At 68.9% G+C, this 16,363-nt stretch carries 12 protein-coding genes; 2 read left to right on the top strand and 10 right to left on the bottom strand.

The genetic code is table 11. The features are described from left to right. Nucleotides 1–276 precede the first annotated feature (276 nt). From VT85_RS23715 to VT85_RS23670, 10 genes are all read right to left on the bottom strand, one after another. On the bottom strand, nt 277–1,440 hold the full coding sequence (locus VT85_RS23715) for a DUF1559 domain-containing protein (protein WP_082858846.1): 1,164 nt from the start codon (nt 1,438–1,440) through the stop codon (nt 277–279). A gap of 615 nt (nt 1,441–2,055) precedes the next feature. After that, on the bottom strand, nt 2,056–3,000 hold the full coding sequence (locus tag VT85_RS23710) for a sugar phosphate isomerase/epimerase family protein (protein ID WP_068422556.1): 945 nt from the start codon (nt 2,998–3,000) through the stop codon (nt 2,056–2,058). Nucleotides 3,001–3,196: 196 nt separating this feature from the next. Then, complete coding sequence (locus VT85_RS23705; RefSeq protein ID WP_082858845.1) at nt 3,197–3,952, bottom strand: lysophospholipid acyltransferase family protein; 756 nt, start codon at nt 3,950–3,952, stop codon at nt 3,197–3,199. Continuing rightward, the gene (cmk, locus tag VT85_RS23700) at nt 3,949–4,602 is read right to left on the bottom strand and encodes a (d)CMP kinase (protein WP_068420529.1); all 654 of its coding nucleotides are present in this window, start codon (nt 4,600–4,602) and stop codon (nt 3,949–3,951) included. The genes VT85_RS23705 and cmk overlap by 4 nt, the downstream gene beginning before the upstream one ends. A 197-nt stretch (nt 4,603–4,799) precedes the next feature. Next, complete coding sequence (locus VT85_RS23695; RefSeq protein ID WP_068420526.1) at nt 4,800–5,258, bottom strand: DUF2203 domain-containing protein; 459 nt, start codon at nt 5,256–5,258, stop codon at nt 4,800–4,802. A gap of 347 nt (nt 5,259–5,605) precedes the next feature. Next, nucleotides 5,606–7,360, bottom strand: coding sequence for a DNA polymerase/3'-5' exonuclease PolX (polX, locus tag VT85_RS23690; protein ID WP_068420523.1), 1,755 nt, complete (start codon nt 7,358–7,360; stop codon nt 5,606–5,608). A 498-nt stretch (nt 7,361–7,858) separates the two neighbouring features. Next, entirely contained in the window at nt 7,859–9,082 is a 1,224-nt protein-coding gene (locus VT85_RS23685; protein ID WP_068420522.1) for a Gfo/Idh/MocA family oxidoreductase, read from the bottom strand. Between the two features lie 257 nt (nt 9,083–9,339). Further along, nucleotides 9,340–11,139: an ATP-binding cassette domain-containing protein gene (locus VT85_RS23680; RefSeq protein ID WP_068420520.1), complete on the bottom strand. Its 1,800-nt coding sequence runs from the start codon at nt 11,137–11,139 to the stop codon at nt 9,340–9,342. 83 nt (nt 11,140–11,222) lie between these two features. Then, a complete protein-coding gene (locus tag VT85_RS23675; RefSeq protein ID WP_068420518.1) occupies nt 11,223–11,429 on the bottom strand; it encodes a hypothetical protein in 207 nt (68 codons plus the stop codon). A gap of 16 nt (nt 11,430–11,445) precedes the next feature. Beyond that, nucleotides 11,446–12,117: a hypothetical protein gene (locus VT85_RS23670; RefSeq protein WP_197490969.1), complete on the bottom strand. Its 672-nt coding sequence runs from the start codon at nt 12,115–12,117 to the stop codon at nt 11,446–11,448. A 179-nt stretch (nt 12,118–12,296) separates the two neighbouring features. Between VT85_RS23670 and VT85_RS23665 the strand changes: the two genes are divergently transcribed. After that, on the top strand, nt 12,297–12,647 hold the full coding sequence (locus tag VT85_RS23665; protein WP_068420517.1) for a hypothetical protein: 351 nt from the start codon (nt 12,297–12,299) through the stop codon (nt 12,645–12,647). A 301-nt stretch (nt 12,648–12,948) separates the two neighbouring features. After that, nucleotides 12,949–16,107: an efflux RND transporter permease subunit gene (locus tag VT85_RS23660; protein ID WP_068420514.1), complete on the top strand. Its 3,159-nt coding sequence runs from the start codon at nt 12,949–12,951 to the stop codon at nt 16,105–16,107. Nucleotides 16,108–16,363: the final 256 nt, after the last annotated feature.

The following is a 16,363-nucleotide window of genomic DNA, read 5'->3' as shown; positions in this document are numbered from 1 at the left end:
CGGGCTCAGAGCCTGCCCCATAAGGGCAAAGGCGAGCTGAAACGGTCTTCCCCCCCGGCGGGGGAAGTCAGACGCAGAAGGCGTCAGATGAGGGGGGGGACGCCCGCGGCGAGCTTCGGATTTCGGGGCCTCCCGCCCGGGCCGACGGCCTCGGGACGGCCCCTGGAACTCCGAGGGGCGAGTCGCTCGTCCCCCCCCGTCCGGCACTTCGGGCCACCTTCCCCCGCCGGGGGGAAGGCCGTCGATCGGACCGCGGCACGCTTCCGGGACGGACTCTCAGTAGGAGTCGGACGAGATGATCTCGCCGCCGGCCCGGGTGCCGAGCGCCCAGACGGTCTCCAGCGCCACGGAATCCTTCAGGAACCGGACCGAGCCGTCGGCCAGCAGGATGTTCGCACCGCCGGGGTGCAGGCTGCTGAGGCCCCAGACGCCCGGCGACTGGAGCGTGCCGGTGGCGTGGGTGGAGCAGTTCGGGTACTTCGGATTGGGGCCGAGCAGGATATTGCCCATCGAGTAGGCGACCAACCCGAGCGACCAGTTCTGGCCGAGCGTGGTGCTCTTGCCGTAATAGCCGTCCCTGTCCTTGGCGGCCGCGGCGCACTGGGAGGCCCAGGCCAGGAAGTCGGGGCGCTGCAGATTCGGCGACCCGAGCGAGCCGTTGCCGCGCTGGGTTCCGGCCGGGAAACTGCCGACGAAGATGATGTCGGTGGGGATCGTCGTGACGTTGGGGTTGCCGCTACCGGTCCGCCACTCGCCGAAGGCGATGGTGTTGCTGGTGCCGTCGCTGATCTCGCTGATGCCGTGGCTGCGGCCGTACTGCCCCACGTACTCGAAAACCCCGTTGGGCGGGCCGTTCACCTGATGCCCGGCGAACTCCAGCGTCGCGCCCACCGACGCGAAATAATTCCCCCCCGGCGCCCGCTGCGAGTTGAACGGCGCTCCCGACGCTTGATGGTTCCACGACGGCGGGGGCGACGACGGGCAGAGCATCAACGCCAGCCGAGTCGTCGTCGTGGTCGAGTTGACGTGGTTGCCGTACGGCTGGTCGTTGAAGCACGCCAGCGCGAAGTTCGCGGCGTTGTACAAGGCCGGCTGCTCGGTGAAGCCCAGCAGTCGCACATGGGCCGAGAAGTCCCGGTTGTTCCCCAGGGTCAGGTCGGCGCGACGGCCGTAGAGCGAGCCTGGGGGAAATGACTCGAACACGCTGTGGTAGTTGTGCAGCCCCAGGCCGATCTGCTTCAGGTTGTTGGTGCACTGGGCCCGCCGGGCGGCCTCGCGGGCGGCCTGGACGGCCGGCAGCAGCAGCGCGATCAACACGGCGATGATGGCGATCACGACCAGCAGCTCGATCAACGTGAAGCCGCGTCGACCGCCCGACGCGAGGTCGGAAGCCGACGGACGCGACAGGCCGCGACGACCAGGGGACGTGGAAAGTTTCATGGCTCGACTCGACTCCCAGGCAGGACCTCCCCTCGTGGGGTTGGTCGCGTGCCGGCGAAAGCGCGATACGCCTCTCGTGGTCGAGTCGGCCTGGTTTTTCCAACCGTGAAAGGATGAGGCGGCGGGAGCGTTCCGGGGACGCGCCTCTTGGTGCGACTCGTCCCCTCGGGGCATGCGCAGCGGACGCAGCCTCGCCCTCCATTGCGACGGCGAAACGTCGCGAGATCGGCCCATTGTGCAGCCTATCGGCGACCGGGTCAAGGCTAATTCAAACAAAGTCCATAGATATAGTATGAATTACTGGAAGAGCAAATCCTCGGGGTATGACCGGCGAGATGTTTCGATTACGGCGAAGCGGCAAGGAAACTAAGCGAGGCCTGGGCGTTCCAGAACTGGGGGCGAACCACGGGTGGTCGGCGGCTCACGGCGAGCCCAGCCGGGCCGAGGCGACGTCTGCTGGAGGTCGCAGCCGATCGCCTGGCCCGTCGGCCCTTTCCGAGCCGCCCGGATGGCCGTGTCCCGACGGCTGACCGCGGCGTCGAGCGCCGATCGCCCGGCTCCAGGGCCCGTTCGACCCACGCGTGGGCCTGGCCGAGGATGGGGTGGGACAGGGGCTTACGACCCGACGCGGGCGGGGGCCGAGATCCCTTCGATGAGTGCCTGCATCTTGCGAACTCCGGTCGCGGCGACGACGGCGGGGTCTTGCTCCCAGTAAGCCTTGTTGAAGACTTCCAGCGAGAGCATCACCTGGAAGCCTCGCGAGGCGAGCGACTCCAAAATCCGGCGGATCGGCGCGACGCCGTCGCCGGGGTAGACGCGGTCCGAGTCGTTCAGGGTCGTCGGGTCGGCGACGGCGGGGTAGTCGTTCAGGTGCAGGACGGGGATCGCCGCCGGCCCCAGGAGGTTGAGCCCCTCGAACGACGAGCCCCCTCGGTGGAGGTGATAGACGTCGGGCAGGACGCAGGCCCTGGGATGTCCCGCGGCGATCGCCACGTAGGAGGCCTCGGCCAGGTTCCCCAGGGTCTTCGAGAACCCCCAGACCTCGACCTCGGGCACGATCCCGAACTGGTCTCCCAACTCCAGCAGCGTCCGGTAGCGTTCCGCCAGGCGGGGAAGCTCGACGACCACGTCGGTGGCCCCGGCGGCCGGCGCGGCGACTCGTTTGGCTCCGATCTTCTGGAGCGTGTCCATCGAGCGCTTCGCCGCTTCCAGGCCCTTGCGGCGGCGTTCGGGGTCGTCCACCCCCCATTCGAAGAAGTCGATGGCGCTCTCGACCGAGAGGCCGGCGTCGCGCAGGCGCTTGCCCAGGTCTTCGAGCGAGCCACCGCCGTCTCGGTAGCGGTTGATCTCGTCGAGCCAGGGCTCCAGCCCTCCATAGCCGGCCTTCGCGACCAGGTCGATGATCTCGACGATCCCCAGCTTCTGGCCCCGGATCGTGGCCGTGTTCAGGCCGAGCAGGAACGGACCTCCGGTCGGGGGAGCCTGGGCGACGGCCTTCCGGGGGGAGAGCCCCAGGAGCGTCGAGGCCGCGACGCCCGCCAGGGCCGCTCGTCGGTTCATCGCGATCGGGTGCTTCGCGGTTGGTCGCCGGGTCGAATCTTCCGGGGTCATGAGGCGCATCCGTTTGGCTGGAGGAGGAACTCGACGCGCCCCGCTCCCCCCTCGGCTGAGGCGTGGAGAGACGACGGCGCCCGCCCTCGGATTCTAATCCACGCGCCGATGCGGCTCTAGCGGGGAGCCCCGGGGCTTTCGAGGCTCAGGCGCCCAGGTCTCGGGCGAGGCCCCGACGCGCCTCCTCGATGGATTCGGCCATGCGCTCCCGGATCAGGGCGGTCACGGCGCGGGGGTCGAGCCCTTCGAGGTCCGTCGGCAGGATGGGGGGGCCGTAATGGACGCGGATCGGATGGGGGCGGGGGAGGAGTCGGCCGCGGGGCCAGGCGCGGAAGGTCCCGGCGAGGCCCACGGGGACGACGGGGACCGCCGCCCGGGAGACCAGCAGCGCGATGCCCGACTTCATCTCGCCCAGCTCGCCGTCGCGGCTGCGGGTCCCTTCGGGGAAGAGGGTCACCACGCCGCCGGCCCGGAGCCGCTTGAGCGTTTCCTTCATGCCCGAGGCCCCCATCCCCTCGCGCTGGATCGGGAACCCGCCGACCGAGCGGATCAGGGCCCCGAGCCCCGGCAGGAAGAGGGTCGACCGCGCGACGTAGTTCAGCGGCCGGCGGACGCCGATCCCCAGGATGAAGACGTCGAGGTAGCTGAGATGGTTGGAGACGAGGATCACGCCGCCGGATTCGGGCATGTTCCGCCAGCCGGTCGACCGACAGCCCCCGATCGCGGCCATCCAGGTGGAAACCACCGCCTTCACCCCCCGATACCAGAGCAGGCCGATTCGGGAGCGATCCCCCTGGGGACGCTCGCGACGGACGCGGGCGGTGGGTGCGGCCGTCGGCGCCGGGTCGCCGGCGGGGGGCGTGGGGGCGTCGTCCAGGTTGGTTGGTGCGTCGGCGTTCATGGGGAGGGGAGGACTTTCCGGTGCAGGAGGGAGACCACCTCGTCGATGGTCATCCCGGTCGTGTCGAGGGTCTCGGCGTCGTCGGCCGGCTTCATCGGGGCGATGGCGCGGGAGGCGTCGCGGGCGTCTCGGGCTCGCTGGTCGGCGAGCACGGCGTCCAGTTCGGAATCGGCCCCCTTCGCCCGAAGCTCTGCATGGCGACGGCGGGCGCGCTCCACGTCGGACGCGGTGACGAAGAATTTGCGGAAGGCGTCGGGGAAGACGATGGTCCCCTGGTCGCGGCCCTCGGTGACGACGTCGTCCTGCTCGGCGAAGGCTCGCTGCCAGGCGACGAGGCGGGCGCGTACGGCCGCACAATCGGCGATGAACCGCGAGGCCCGCGTCACGGCGGGGTCGCGGACGGCCAGCGAGACGTCCTCGCCGTCCAGGATGGCGAGGCCGGGGGGGAATGAGGCGTCCAGGCCGGCGGCGAGGCGGTCGAGCGCCTCGGCGTCCTCAAGGTCGGTCCCGGCCCGGAGCGCGGCCAGGGTGACGACCCGGTACATGGCCCCCGTGTCCAGGAACCGCCAACTCAGACGTTCGGCCAGGAGCCGGGCGACCGTGCTCTTGCCGGCCCCCGCGGGGCCGTCGATGGTTACGACGCGATACACGACGGGCGAGTCCTGATCCGGTTGCGTCCAGCCCGATCCCGCCGCCCTTCCCCGCGACTCGAAGGGGGAAGCGATGACGCCGGCGGCCTGGCTCCACGCCCATTGTCCTAGACTGGCCGCGAACTTCAAGGAGCCGCCCCGCGAGGCCGGTCGGCCGCGCGGGGCGGTGGGGGTCCAGGATGCGGATCGAGGGGGGCTCAGGCCGCGGGGCCGGCCCCGCCGTCGGGCCGATCGGCGATCCGCTGACGGCCGGCGAATCCGGCTTCCAGCTCGTGCCAGTGGGAGACCTGGGGCTCGCCCAAACGCCAGCAGAGGTAGACCTCGCGGCCGTCCATGAGGCTGGGGAAGTCGCAGAGCCCGTCGAGGTTCCGCAACTCGACTCCCAGCCGCTTCAACTCCTCATGGAAGGTGTTCAGGCGCTCTTCCTCCGCCTCCAGCTCGCCCTGAAAATGGGTGAGCTCCTCCGAGTAGAGGTCCTCGGAGTCCTGTCGGCGTTCCCGTCCCATGCGGGCGAGGCGCTGTTGCAATTCCTCGACCACGCCGTTCTGGCGGACGATGTCGGCCACGATGGCCCTGACCAGCGTCAGGGCCCGATTGGCCTCCTCGACGGTGTAATATCTCTTTCGCGTGTCCCGAAGGGGTTTCGTCGCGGCCATGAGAACGTCCTCGCAACCAAGGGATGAAGGCGGATGAAACCGGGCCCGAAGGACCGAGGCGTCGCGATCACGTCGGTAAGCGAATCAGGCGCCGAACGTCCGAGCGATATGGCGATTGGGCGTCGGGCCTGGGTCGCGATGAATTCTTCCTCTCCGGCAGGGCGATCGGGGAGAACCGAAGGGTTCAATCCCAGGTTCCCAGATCCAGCGGGGATTCCGACCACCTTCCTGGTTGATTCACCAGTTCATTATAGGACCGGCGGCCCTCACAGCAAGGATACGGGAGAGATCCTGCATGCGTGTCGCCGGTCTCCGAAAGTCACCTTCGGATTCCCGGTCGGCCGGCCTCAGCCTCCTCGTCGCCGCAGGCTTTCGAGCCGTTCGGCGATCTGGGGGAGGGGGGCGGTGTTGAAGACGTCGTCCCTGGTCAGCCAGGCGCGGCGGGCGACGCTCACGCCGTAGCGGAGGTCTCCCAGGCCGGCGACGGAGTGGGCGTCGGGGTTGATGACGATCATCACCCCTTTCTTGCGGGCGCGTCGGCAGTGGGCGGCGTCGAGGTCGAGACGGTACGGGCTGGCGTTGATTTCGATCATCGTGCGATGCTCGGCCGCCGCATCGATCACGGCGTCCAGATCGACCTCATAGGGCGAGCGGGACAGGAGCAGCCGGCCGGTGGCGTGTCCGAGCATGGTGACGTGCGGGTTGGAGATCGCCTTGATGATCCGCGCCGTCATCTCGTCGCGAGACATCTTGAACCGGGAGTGGACGCTGGCCACGACGTAGTCGAAGCCGGCGAGGACGTCGTCGGGGAAGTCGAGGGAGCCGTCGCCGAGGATGTCGCACTCGGTCCCCTTGAACAGGCGGAAGGCGCCGCCGTAGCCGGCGTTGAGGGCGTCGATCTTCGACCACTGGTCGCGGACGCGTTCGATCGTGAGGCCGCGGGCCATGGCGAGCGATCGCGAGTGGTCGCCGATGCCGAGGTATTGCATCCCCATCGCGCGGGCGCCTTCGGCCATCTCCTCCAGGGTGGCGTCGCCATCGCTCCAGTCGGAGTGGCAGTGGAACGTGCCGGTCAGGTCGTCGGGCTCGATGAGTTTGGGGAGCGTGCCGGCCTCGGCGGCCTCGAACTCCCCGGCGTCCTCACGAAGCTCGGGGGGGACGTATTCCAAACCGAGGGCGCGGAACAGCTCGGGCTCGTCGCGGCAGGCGACCCCCTTCGCCCCGTCCTTGACCGGGTTCAGCCCGTACTCGTTGAGCGAGAGCCCCCGCGCCAGGGCCCGTTTCCGCATGGCGATGTTGTGGGACTTGGAGCCGGTGAAGTAGTGGAGGGCGAAGGCGAACTGGTCGTCGGCCACCCCGCGCAGGTCGCACTGGACGAACTGGTCGGTCTTGAAGCCGGGCAGGAGCACGCTGGCCTTGGTGGGCCCGTGGCCGAGGACGCGGGCGACCTGCGGGAGCTTCACGAACTCGTCGAGGACCGCCGAGGGATCGGCCGAGGCGAACAGGACGTCGAGGTCGCCGATGGTCTCGGCCCGTCGTCGGAGGCTGCCGCAGACCTCGGCCCGGATCACGCCGGGACGGCTCCGGACGAAGTCGAGGATCGGCGCGACGAGCGCGAGCGCCTCATTCTGGAGGATTCGTCCGCCGGCCGTTTCCAGGAAGCCGATCCCTTCGAGGATGTTGGCCTCGGTCTTGGCGCCGAAACCCTTGACCTTGGCGATCCGCCCCGACTCCCCGGCGGCCCGGAGGTCGGCCAAACTCTCGATCGCGAGCGCCTCGTGGAGCGCCTTGATCTTCTTGGGCCCGATCCCCGACACCCGCAAGAGCGCCAGGAGCCCCGGCGGGGTCTGGGCGCGGAGCTGCTCGTAGGCCGGGAGCCGCCCCGTGGTGGCCAGCTGGACGATCTTGGAATAGAGGGTCTCGCCGATCCCCGGCACCTCGGCGAGGCTGCCGTCGGCGATCATCTCCGTCAGGTCCCCCGGCATCCCGTGCAGCGCCTGCGCCGCGTTGTGGTACGCGCGGCAGCGGAAGGGGTTCTCCCCCTGGACCTCCAGGATCGTCCCCATCTCATCCAGCACCTGGGCGATCTTCGCGGTCTCCATCCCTGAGCGCTCCGTTTCAGAACTTCGGCCCCTCGCGAGGCGGGCGGCTTACGCCTCGTCCGGTCCGGTTTCAGTCGCGTGAAGGCCATCCCGGCGATTGCGGCTGGACGGAGTCGTCTTTCCCCCGCCAGCACTGCATCGGCTCCAGGCGATGATAGTTCAGATCGCGTTCGAACTCACGTCAGGTACGACAGGAACCGGGCAGCCACCCGAGAGGGAAGGGGAAGAGCAGCCTGGGGCATGGTCTTCGATCTGAGTGGACGGGGGTCGGGCCGGGCAAGACGAAGGCGGTCGCCATTCCGCCCGACGTGCCGATCGATCGGTGTCGACCCCCGATGACATCCTCGCATCCGACGCTCGCCCCTTTGCCGGGACGCAAGAGGCCAGGCACCAAACCTGGAGGAACCAGGCGGTCCCTGGAAGTCTCGGAATGGTCCAGATTCCCACGATTTCCCGGTTTCAGCGCCTGGCCGGGCCGATAGGCCCGTCGATCGGGAGTTACAGGGAGTACTGCGGGATTTTCAGCGTTTCCCCGTCCTTCATCGCGGACAGGTGGGCGTAGTAGCCGGGGACGGTCATGTTGAGCGCGTCGATGACGTCCACCGCCGGCTTTCGGCCTCGGAGGATGGCGTCGATGAAGTCGTCGCCGAGGTAGCCGTGCGAGCCGCCGTGTCCCCCCGCCTGGACGCCCGGCGGGAGCGCGGGCTTCTTGAGTTGCAGGCCGTTCTTGAGCGCTTCTTCATAGCGCTTCCGCCCGGTCTCGTCTCCGGTGAACGTGTGGTTGTATCCGGCGTATTCGCCACGGATGCGGCCCGCTTCCAGGTACTCTCCCTGCGATTTGCAAACCATCATCCGGGAGATGCCGCCTTCCGCGGTGCGGAACAGGCCGACCTCGGAAGTGAAGACGTTGCCGATGCTGTTGGGGACGCGCCGAGATTCCTCGAAGTCGGCGGTGCCCTGGCACGAGACCTCGAGGAAGCTCTTGTGCGTCACGCCGACGTAGTAGGCCGTCGCGTGCGTGGGGTACCACATCGGGCAGCCCTTCTTCCGCCAGTCCTTGTAGGAGCCCAGCGACGGCGAGCCCAGGCTGTGCGGGTGGCAATACTCCCCTTCCGAATAGACGAGGCGGCCGAACACGCCGGCGGCGTAGAGCCTCTCCATCGCGTAGAGGTCGTCATGGAACTGAGACGTCTCGAACATCGCGTAGACCAGCCCCGGGTTGCTCTTGCAGCATTCCAGGAGCTTCTCCGCGTCCTCGATGTCGCCGCGGAAGGCAGGGACCGCGGTGGCGACGTGCTTGCCGTGCTGGAGGCAGAGGATGGCGTGCTTGGCGTGCGACGGCGCGTCGGTGGCGCAGTAGATGGCCTCGATCGAGTCGTCCTTCACCATCTCTTCCAGGGACGGATACGTCTTTTCGCACTTCGCCTGCTGCGCCATCTCCGCACAGCGATCCGGGAACAGGTCGCTGACCGCGACCAGCTCGACGTTGGGATGGTTCTGGAGGTCGAAGGCCAGGCCGAACTTGCAGATGCCGTGGCCGACGATCCCGAGGCGAATCTTGCGGTCGCTGAAGGGCTTCCACTCCTTCGTCGGGTCGTAGTCGGTCTTGGTCTGGTCGAAGCCGGGAATCGTCTTGGGGTCCTGAGCGGCCCCGAGCGCGGAAGTCCCGGCCGCGACCGCCGCGGACGTTGTCAGGAACGATCGACGGGAGAGGTGCGACATCTCAGATGCGTCCTTCCATCAAAGCGAGGGGCGAAGACGAAGACGGGGCCCCGGCCCTATCCGCTCCCAGGGAGGGCCGCCCCGCCGCCCACGCTATCGCCCCGCCCCCTCGTCCGCAATGCCGCCGTCGCCCGACGACGGCGAGAAAGTCATCCGAGCAGGACCGGGCCCAGGACGCCGCCCTGGTCAAGGCCGGCCGCGCGGCCACTGACGAAATCGAGGAGCGGCCGAGTGCCGCAAGTGGACCGTCCAGACGTTCAGCCGCCGATGGCGTCGAGGGCCTCCCAGCGTTCGTAGGCGGAGGCGAGGTCGGCTTCGAGGGCCTGGAGTTTGGCGTTGGTCTGGGCGATGGCGTCGCGGTCTTGCTTGTAGAAGGCCGGGTCGGCCATGGTCTCGTGGAGGGCGGCGAGCTCGGTTTCCAGCTTCTCGATCTTGCCGGGGAGCGTTTGCAGCTCCTTGCGCTCCAGGTTGGTGAGCTTCTGGACCTTGGGAGCGGCCGACTTGGCGGCAGCCTTCGGGGCGGCGGGCGACGACGACGGCGGGGGGGAGGCTTCGGCGGGACGCTCGGCGGAGAGCTGGCGGAGGTAGTCGTCGTAGCCCCCCTCGTACTCCTTGACGCGGCCGTCGGCCTCGACGGCGAGGACGCTGGTGGAGACGTCGTTCAGGAACGCCCGGTCGTGGCTGACGATCAGGACCGTCCCCTGATACTCGACCAGCAGCGATTCCAGGAGTTCGAGCGTCTCCAGGTCCAGGTCGTTCGTCGGCTCGTCGAGCACCAGCACGTTCGAGGGCTTCGTGAACAACTTCGCCAGCAGGAGCCGGCTGCGCTCGCCGCCGGAGAGGTATTTGACCAGCGTCCGGGCCCGGTCTGGGGTGAACAGGAAGTCTTGCAGGTAGCCCAGGATGTGCTTCTCACGACCGTCGATCGTGATCATGTCGTAGTCGCTGATGTTCTTCTGGACCGTCTTCTCGTCGTCCAGCGACGATTTGAGCTGCTCGAAGTAGGAGACTTCGAGGTTGGTCCCCTGGCGGATCGTGCCGGAGCGGGGGGCGAGCTGGCCGAGCAGGAGGCGGAGCAGGGTGGTCTTGCCGGCGCCGTTGGGGCCGATCACGCCCACCTTGTCGCCTCGGACGATGGTGGCGGAGAGGTCGCGGACGATCGACCGCTCGCCGTAGCCGAACTCGACGTCCTCGGCTTCGATGACGAGCATGCCGGAGCGCTCGGCTTCCTGGGCCTGGATGCGGGCGGTCCCCTGGCGGTCCCGGCGTCGCTGGTGGGCCCTTCGCATGGCTTCGAGGGCCCTGACCCGCCCCTCGTTGCGGGTGCGGCGGGCCTCGATCCCCTTGCGGATCCACTTCTCCTCCTCGGCGAGCTTCTTGTCGAAGAGGTCGCGTTCGCGGTTCTCGGCGGCGAGGAGCTGGTCGCGACGGACGAGGAACGTGGGGTAGTCGCAGGCCCAGTCCATCAGCCGGCCCCGGTCCAGCTCGACGATCCGGGTCGCCAGCTTCTGGAGAAACACCCGGTCGTGGGTGACGAAGACGATCGTGCCGGGATAGCGCAGGAGGAAGCCTTCGAGCCAGCCGATGGACTCGATGTCCAGGTGGTTCGTGGGCTCGTCGAGCAGCAGGACGTCGGGCTCGGCGACGATCGCCTGGGCCAGCAGCACCCGCCGCTTCATCCCCGAGGAAAGCTCCGAAAACTTCGCGTCGGGGTCGAGCCCGACGCGGGAGACGACCGACTGGACGCGGTGGTCCTCGCCGCCGAAGCCGTGGTCGTCGTGGGCCAGGCCCTCGGCGACCTCGTCGGCCACGGTGCCGCCGTGCCCGGCCGGCACGTCCTGGAGGAGCCGGGCCACTCGCAGGCCTTGCTGGCGAATGATCGACCCCTCGTCGGGCCCGATCTCGCCGCTGATGAGCCGCAGCAGCGTGCTCTTCCCCTCGCCGTTGCGGCCCAGGAGGCAGATCCGCTCCCCGGCCTCGATGGTCAGGTCCACCCCGTCCAGCAACTTCGGGCCGCCGAACGACAGCCCCACCCCGCGAATGCTCAGTAACGCCATGTTTGGATTTCGACTCGGACCTTCGTAGGCGACCGCGACCGGCGACCCGGACGCACCGGGACATTGTACCGGAAACCGAGGGCTCAGGGCTCTGGGGCGTGGAGGTCGACTTCCCCGAAGCAGCCCGCGCCCCGGAGGATCGTGGCGGTGTCGCAGCAGCCCCGCCGGAACGAAGGCCGCAGCGGAGCCTGAACCTCGCTCGCCCGGAGGAACTCGCCGGCGACCGGCTCGAGAATCACGCCGAACACCGTGATCAGGGGGACGAGCTTCACCGGGCTCGAATCGGCCATGCGGCCTCCGCGCGTGTCAGAGCCATCGGTAGTCGAAATCCGGCGATCGATCGGCCAGCAGCTCGGCGTACACCCAGTCGATCGTCTCCGCGACGGTCCCCAGCAGGTGGACGTGACCGTTCTCGTGGCAGAGCCAGCCGCCCCGGTCGTGGTGGGTGTAGATCAGCATATCGCCGCCCAGGCTCGAGCCGAAGGCGTGCACCTGCGATGGGTCGACGTCCAGGCCGGAGTTCTCAAGATAGAAGGGCGCGATGGACCCATGACCCCCGGCGCCGCCGAGCCCCCCCGCGCACCCGAAGGGCATCCAACCGACCTTGTCCACGAGCGAATAATACGTGCGGAGCGTTGCGGGCAGGCCCGGCGGGACCTGGCCGGAGGGGGGCGTGATCTCGGCGCAGGCGACCCCTTCGGGCCACCAGCGGAAGCCCGCGTCGGTGTACTCCCGGGGCGATCCTTGATGCAGGGCCAGGTCCCAGAGGCCTCCCGCCACCAGGGCATCCAGCCAGGCTTTCATGTTCGGGAACGGGCATCGGTCTGCGATCCGCCCAAAGTAGGCGAGGGGGTCCCGGAACGCCTCGCGGATCGCGGGGGTGATCAGGGCCTTATGAGACCTGGGGACCTTTTCGAGGGCGTCCCCCAGGTTGAGGATCACCGACGTCCCGCGCCCCTCGTTTTCCTCACTGCGCATCGATGGCGCCTCCCTCCCGAGGACGGTCCGCGTCCGCAAGACGGCCACGATAGCCGATCCCCCGCCCGGATTCGAGGCGAGGCGGCCTCGGCTTTACCGGAAATCCCCTCAACGCCCGAGGCCTCGCCCGGCTATAATGACCCGGAGACGCATCCTGACGTAATTCTGAGTATATATTCATGCTCGCCCCGCTCGTCTTCTTGCTCGGCCTCGCTCTCGTCGGCCAGGACGGCCCGTCCGTCTCGGCTCTCGTCAGCGCGCCGGGGTCGCCGACGGTCGAGGCGGCGATGAGCCCGTGGGACGTCGACCCCGTCCGCCCCGCCGCGACGTCGCACGTCCACGAGGTCGAGGAGTTCCCCGAGGAGCCCGAAGGGGACGACGAGGACGACCCCGGCGAGGCGATGGATTCCAAGGGGCGGCCCTCCGCCTTCGCCCTCGTCGCGGGCTTCGACCGCATGCCCCTGGACGCGCCTCCCCCCCCGCCTCCCCCTTCGCCGCCTCCTCCGCGCGGCCCGGAGGCTCCTCGCTGAGCCTCCTCTGTCGGCTCCGATTCTGAGGCGCCCCGCCATGCATCCCGGGTGAGTCCGCGCGCCCGTCGCCTTCCTCCCCCGCGGGGACGGACGGGGCGGCGCGCGGGGACTCCGTCGGCTTCGCGGCCCTTCGGCCCCGACGATCCGCCTGATCCCGCCTTCGGCCGCCTTTCCCTCCGCGAGATGGGGAGATACGGGCCCGCCCTCGCGCGTCCGTCGCGGCCGCCTCGCACGCCGCCCCCATCCTCCCGGAATCCTTCCCGACGTCGCACCTTCGATACGCCGGAGACCCCCCCGAATCATGTTCGATCAACTGATCACCTGGTCCTTGCGCAATCGTCCCCTCGTGGTCCTGTCCCTCTTCGCGCTGGTCGCGGTGGGGACGAACTCGCTCCTCAACCTGCCGATCGACGCCGTGCCGGACGTCACCAACGTCCAGGTCATGGCCCTGACCAACGCCCCGGCGCTGGGGCCGGAGGAGGTCGAGCAGTTCATCACGGTGCCGGTCGAGAACGAGATGAACGGCATCCCCTACGTCCAGGAGGTCCGCTCGTTCTCGCAGCTCGGCATCTCGGGCGTGACGGTCGTCTTCGAGGAGGGGACCGACATCTACTGGGCCCGCCAGCAGGTGGGCGAGCGACTCTCGCAGATCACCGCCGACATCCCCCCGGATTTCGGCCGGCCCGAGATCGGCCCGGTCGCCACCGGCCTGGGCGAGATCTTCCAGTTCGAAGTCAAGAACGCCCCCGACGCCGCCAAGCCCCACTCCCTGATGGAGCTGCGGACCATCCTCGACTGGGACGTCGCCCGGCCGTTGAAGACCGTCCCCGGCGTCGTCGAGGTCAACCCGTTCGGCGGCGAGTTGAAGACGTACGAGGTCACCATCGACCCGACGCGGCTGACCGCCCGGAACATCTCGATGGACAAGGTCTTCGACGCCATCCGTCGCAACAACGCCAACTCCGGCGGCGGCTACATCGAACGGAGCGGGCAACAGCGGGTCATCCGCATGGTCGGCCTGATCGGCGACCTGGAGGCGCTGAACAACGTGGTGATCGACGCCAGCCGGTCGGGCACGCCGATCCGGGTCCGCGACGTCGGCGAGGCTCGGTTCGCCCCCATGATCCGCACCGGGGCCGTCACCCGAGACGGCCGGGGCGAGGCCGCCACGGCCACCGTGCTGATGCTCTCGGGACAGAACTCCCGCGTCGTCGTCGAGCGGATCAAGGCCAAGATCGCCGAGATCCAGAAGACCCTCCCACCCGGCGTCGTGATCGAGCCCTTCTACGACCGCGCGGCGCTCATCGAGCGGACGATCTCGACCGTGACCCACAACCTGACCGAAGGGGGCGTGCTGGTCGTCGCGGTCCTTCTGGTCCTGCTGGGCAACCTGAAGGCGGGCCTGATCGTGGCCTCGGCGATCCCGCTGTCGATGCTCTTCGCGGGCAATCTGATGCTCGCCTCGGGGATCGCCGGCAGCCTGATGAGCCTGGGCGCGCTCGACTTCGGCCTGATCGTCGACAGCGCCGTGATCGTCATCGAGAACTGCGTCAGCCGGCTCTCCCACGCCGATCCCCGCGAGAAGTCGGTCGACGTGGTGCGGCGGGCGACGCTGGAGGTCCGCAAGCCGGTGGTCTTCGGCGTGGCGATCATCACGATGGTCCACCTCCCGATCCTGGCCCTGGAAGGGGTGGAGGGGAAGATGTTCCGGCCGATGGCGCTGACGGTCGTCTTCGCCCTGATCGGCTCTCTGATCCTCAGCCTGACGGCCACGCCCGTGCTGGCCTCGTTCTTCCTGAAACCGGGGACCGCGGAACGCGACACCTGGCCGATCCGCGTCGCCAAGCGACTCTACGCCCCGACCCTCGGCTGGGTCGTGAAGCGCCCCGTCGTGGTGGCGATGGCGGCGGCGGCGGGGCTGGCGGCCACCATCCCCTTCGCGATGCAGCTCGGCGGCGAGTTCATCCCCCAGCTCGACGAGGGGGACCTCGTGGTCGTCCTCATCCGTCCCCCGGACGCCTCGCTCACCGAGGGCCTGGAAGGGACCACTCGATTCGAGGCCGCCTTGCACGAGCAGCTCCCCGACGTCATCCGCACGGTCGTCAGCCGGACCGGCCGGCCCGAGATCGGCATCGACCCGGCGGGCGTCAACCTGACCGACGTGTTCGTCCTGCTCAAGCCGTCGGACGACTGGAAGTCGGTCCATTCGAAGGACGAGCTGATCGATCGCATCAACGCGATCGCCGCCGACGTCCTCCCGGGCACGTTCCTCAGCTTCACGCAGCCGATCCAGCTCCGGTTCAACGACCTCCTCGCCGGCGTCCGCGCCGACGTCGGCATCAGCCTGTTCGGCGACGACCTCGACGTCTTGCAGGAGAAGGCCGACGCGATCGCCGCAATACTCCAGAAGATCCCCGGCGCGACCGACGTGAAGGCCCAGGCGCTCGGCGGGCTGCCGTTCCTGAAGATCACGATCGACCGCGACCGGATCGCCCGCTACGGCATCGACGCGTCCGACGTGCTGGACGTCGGCACGGCGCTCGGCGGCAAGATCGTCGGCCAGGTCGTCGAAGGCCCGCGCCGGTTCGACTTGCAGGTCCGCGTCTCCCCCGAGATGCGCAAGGACGCCCAGGCCATCGGCCAGCTCCGCATCCGCGACTCCCAGGGCCGGCTCATCCCGCTGGAAGACGTGGCCGACGTCGAGAACGTCGACGGCGTTTACGAGATCTGGCGGAAGGACCGCCGCCGCCGCGTCATGATCCAGGCCAACGTCCGGGGACGCGACCTGGCGAGCTTCGTCGGCGAGGCCCAGAAGCAGGTCGAGGCCCAGATCCAGCTGCCGCGCTCCTACACGCTCGAATGGGGAGGCACCTTCGAGAACCTCCAGTCCGCGACCAAGCGGCTGACGATCGTCGTGCCGGTGGCCCTCCTGGGGATCTTCCTGCTCCTGTACGCCACCTTCCAGTCGGTCGGGCTGGGGCTCCTCATCTTCCTCTCGGTGCCGCTGGGCGCCATAGGCGGGGTGATGTCGCTCTGGGCGCGCGACCTCAACTTCAGCATCTCGGCGGGCGTCGGCTTCATCGCGCTTTCGGGCGTGGCGGTGCTCGACGGCCTGGTCCTCGTCTCGGCGATCCGCCAGCTCATCGAGACCGGCACGCCGACCCGCGACGCCGTCCGCGAGGCGTCGATGTCGAGGCTCCGGCCGATCCTCATGACCGGAATGGTGGCGAGCCTCGGCTTCGTCCCGATGGCCTTCTCCCACGGCTCCGGCGCCGAGGTCCAGCGCCCGCTGGCGACCGTCGTCATCGGCGGCATCCTGACGAGTACGCTCCTGAAGCTCGTCGTGATCCCCGCCATCTACCCCTGGTTCGATCCGGGCCCGCCCCGGCCCCCCGAGTCGGCCCTTCAGGAAGAAACCTTCGCCGACGACGAGGCCGGCAGCGAGGACGACGCGGTGTGACCCTCGCCGCCTCGCGGTCGAGGGCGAACCCGAGCGCCGTCGGAATCCGCGTCCGAGACCATAAAGTCCTTCCCCCCTCGCGGGGGAAGGTGGCCCACAGGGCCGGATGAGGGGGAAGACGAGCAAGACGACCTACGGCGTTATGGTCGGCCGGACTGCGGATTCCGACGGCTGGCGTGCTCGTCCTCCCCCTCATCTGACCCCTGCGGTGTCTGTCTTCCCCCGCGAGAGGGGAAGACTTTCATCCGGGCCGGAT

The sequence above is a fragment of the Planctomyces sp. SH-PL62 genome, from assembly GCF_001610895.1.
Lineage (GTDB): Bacteria > Planctomycetota > Planctomycetia > Isosphaerales > Isosphaeraceae > Paludisphaera.
Note: the sequence above shows the minus strand (reverse complement) of the source record. Positions and strands in the feature narration are given on the sequence as shown.

Bases quoted from the DNA above. Each gene is read 5' to 3' on its own strand.
- VT85_RS23715 (WP_082858846.1), bottom strand. From the start codon at position 1,440: ATGAAACTTTCCACGTCCCCTGGTCGTCGCGGCCTGTCGCGTCCGTCG.
- VT85_RS23710 (WP_068422556.1), bottom strand. From the start codon at position 3,000: ATGAACCGACGAGCGGCCCTGGCGGGCGTCGCGGCCTCGACGCTCCTG.
- VT85_RS23705 (WP_082858845.1), bottom strand. From the start codon at position 3,952: ATGAACGCCGACGCACCAACCAACCTGGACGACGCCCCCACGCCCCCC.
- VT85_RS23695 (WP_068420526.1), bottom strand. From the start codon at position 5,258: ATGGCCGCGACGAAACCCCTTCGGGACACGCGAAAGAGATATTACACC.
- polX (WP_068420523.1), bottom strand. From the start codon at position 7,360: ATGGAGACCGCGAAGATCGCCCAGGTGCTGGATGAGATGGGGACGATC.
- VT85_RS23685 (WP_068420522.1), bottom strand. From the start codon at position 9,082: ATGTCGCACCTCTCCCGTCGATCGTTCCTGACAACGTCCGCGGCGGTC.
- VT85_RS23680 (WP_068420520.1), bottom strand. From the start codon at position 11,139: ATGGCGTTACTGAGCATTCGCGGGGTGGGGCTGTCGTTCGGCGGCCCG.
- VT85_RS23675 (WP_068420518.1), bottom strand. From the start codon at position 11,429: ATGGCCGATTCGAGCCCGGTGAAGCTCGTCCCCCTGATCACGGTGTTC.
- VT85_RS23670 (WP_197490969.1), bottom strand. From the start codon at position 12,117: ATGCGCAGTGAGGAAAACGAGGGGCGCGGGACGTCGGTGATCCTCAAC.
- VT85_RS23665 (WP_068420517.1), top strand. From the start codon at position 12,297: ATGCTCGCCCCGCTCGTCTTCTTGCTCGGCCTCGCTCTCGTCGGCCAG.
- VT85_RS23660 (WP_068420514.1), top strand. From the start codon at position 12,949: ATGTTCGATCAACTGATCACCTGGTCCTTGCGCAATCGTCCCCTCGTG.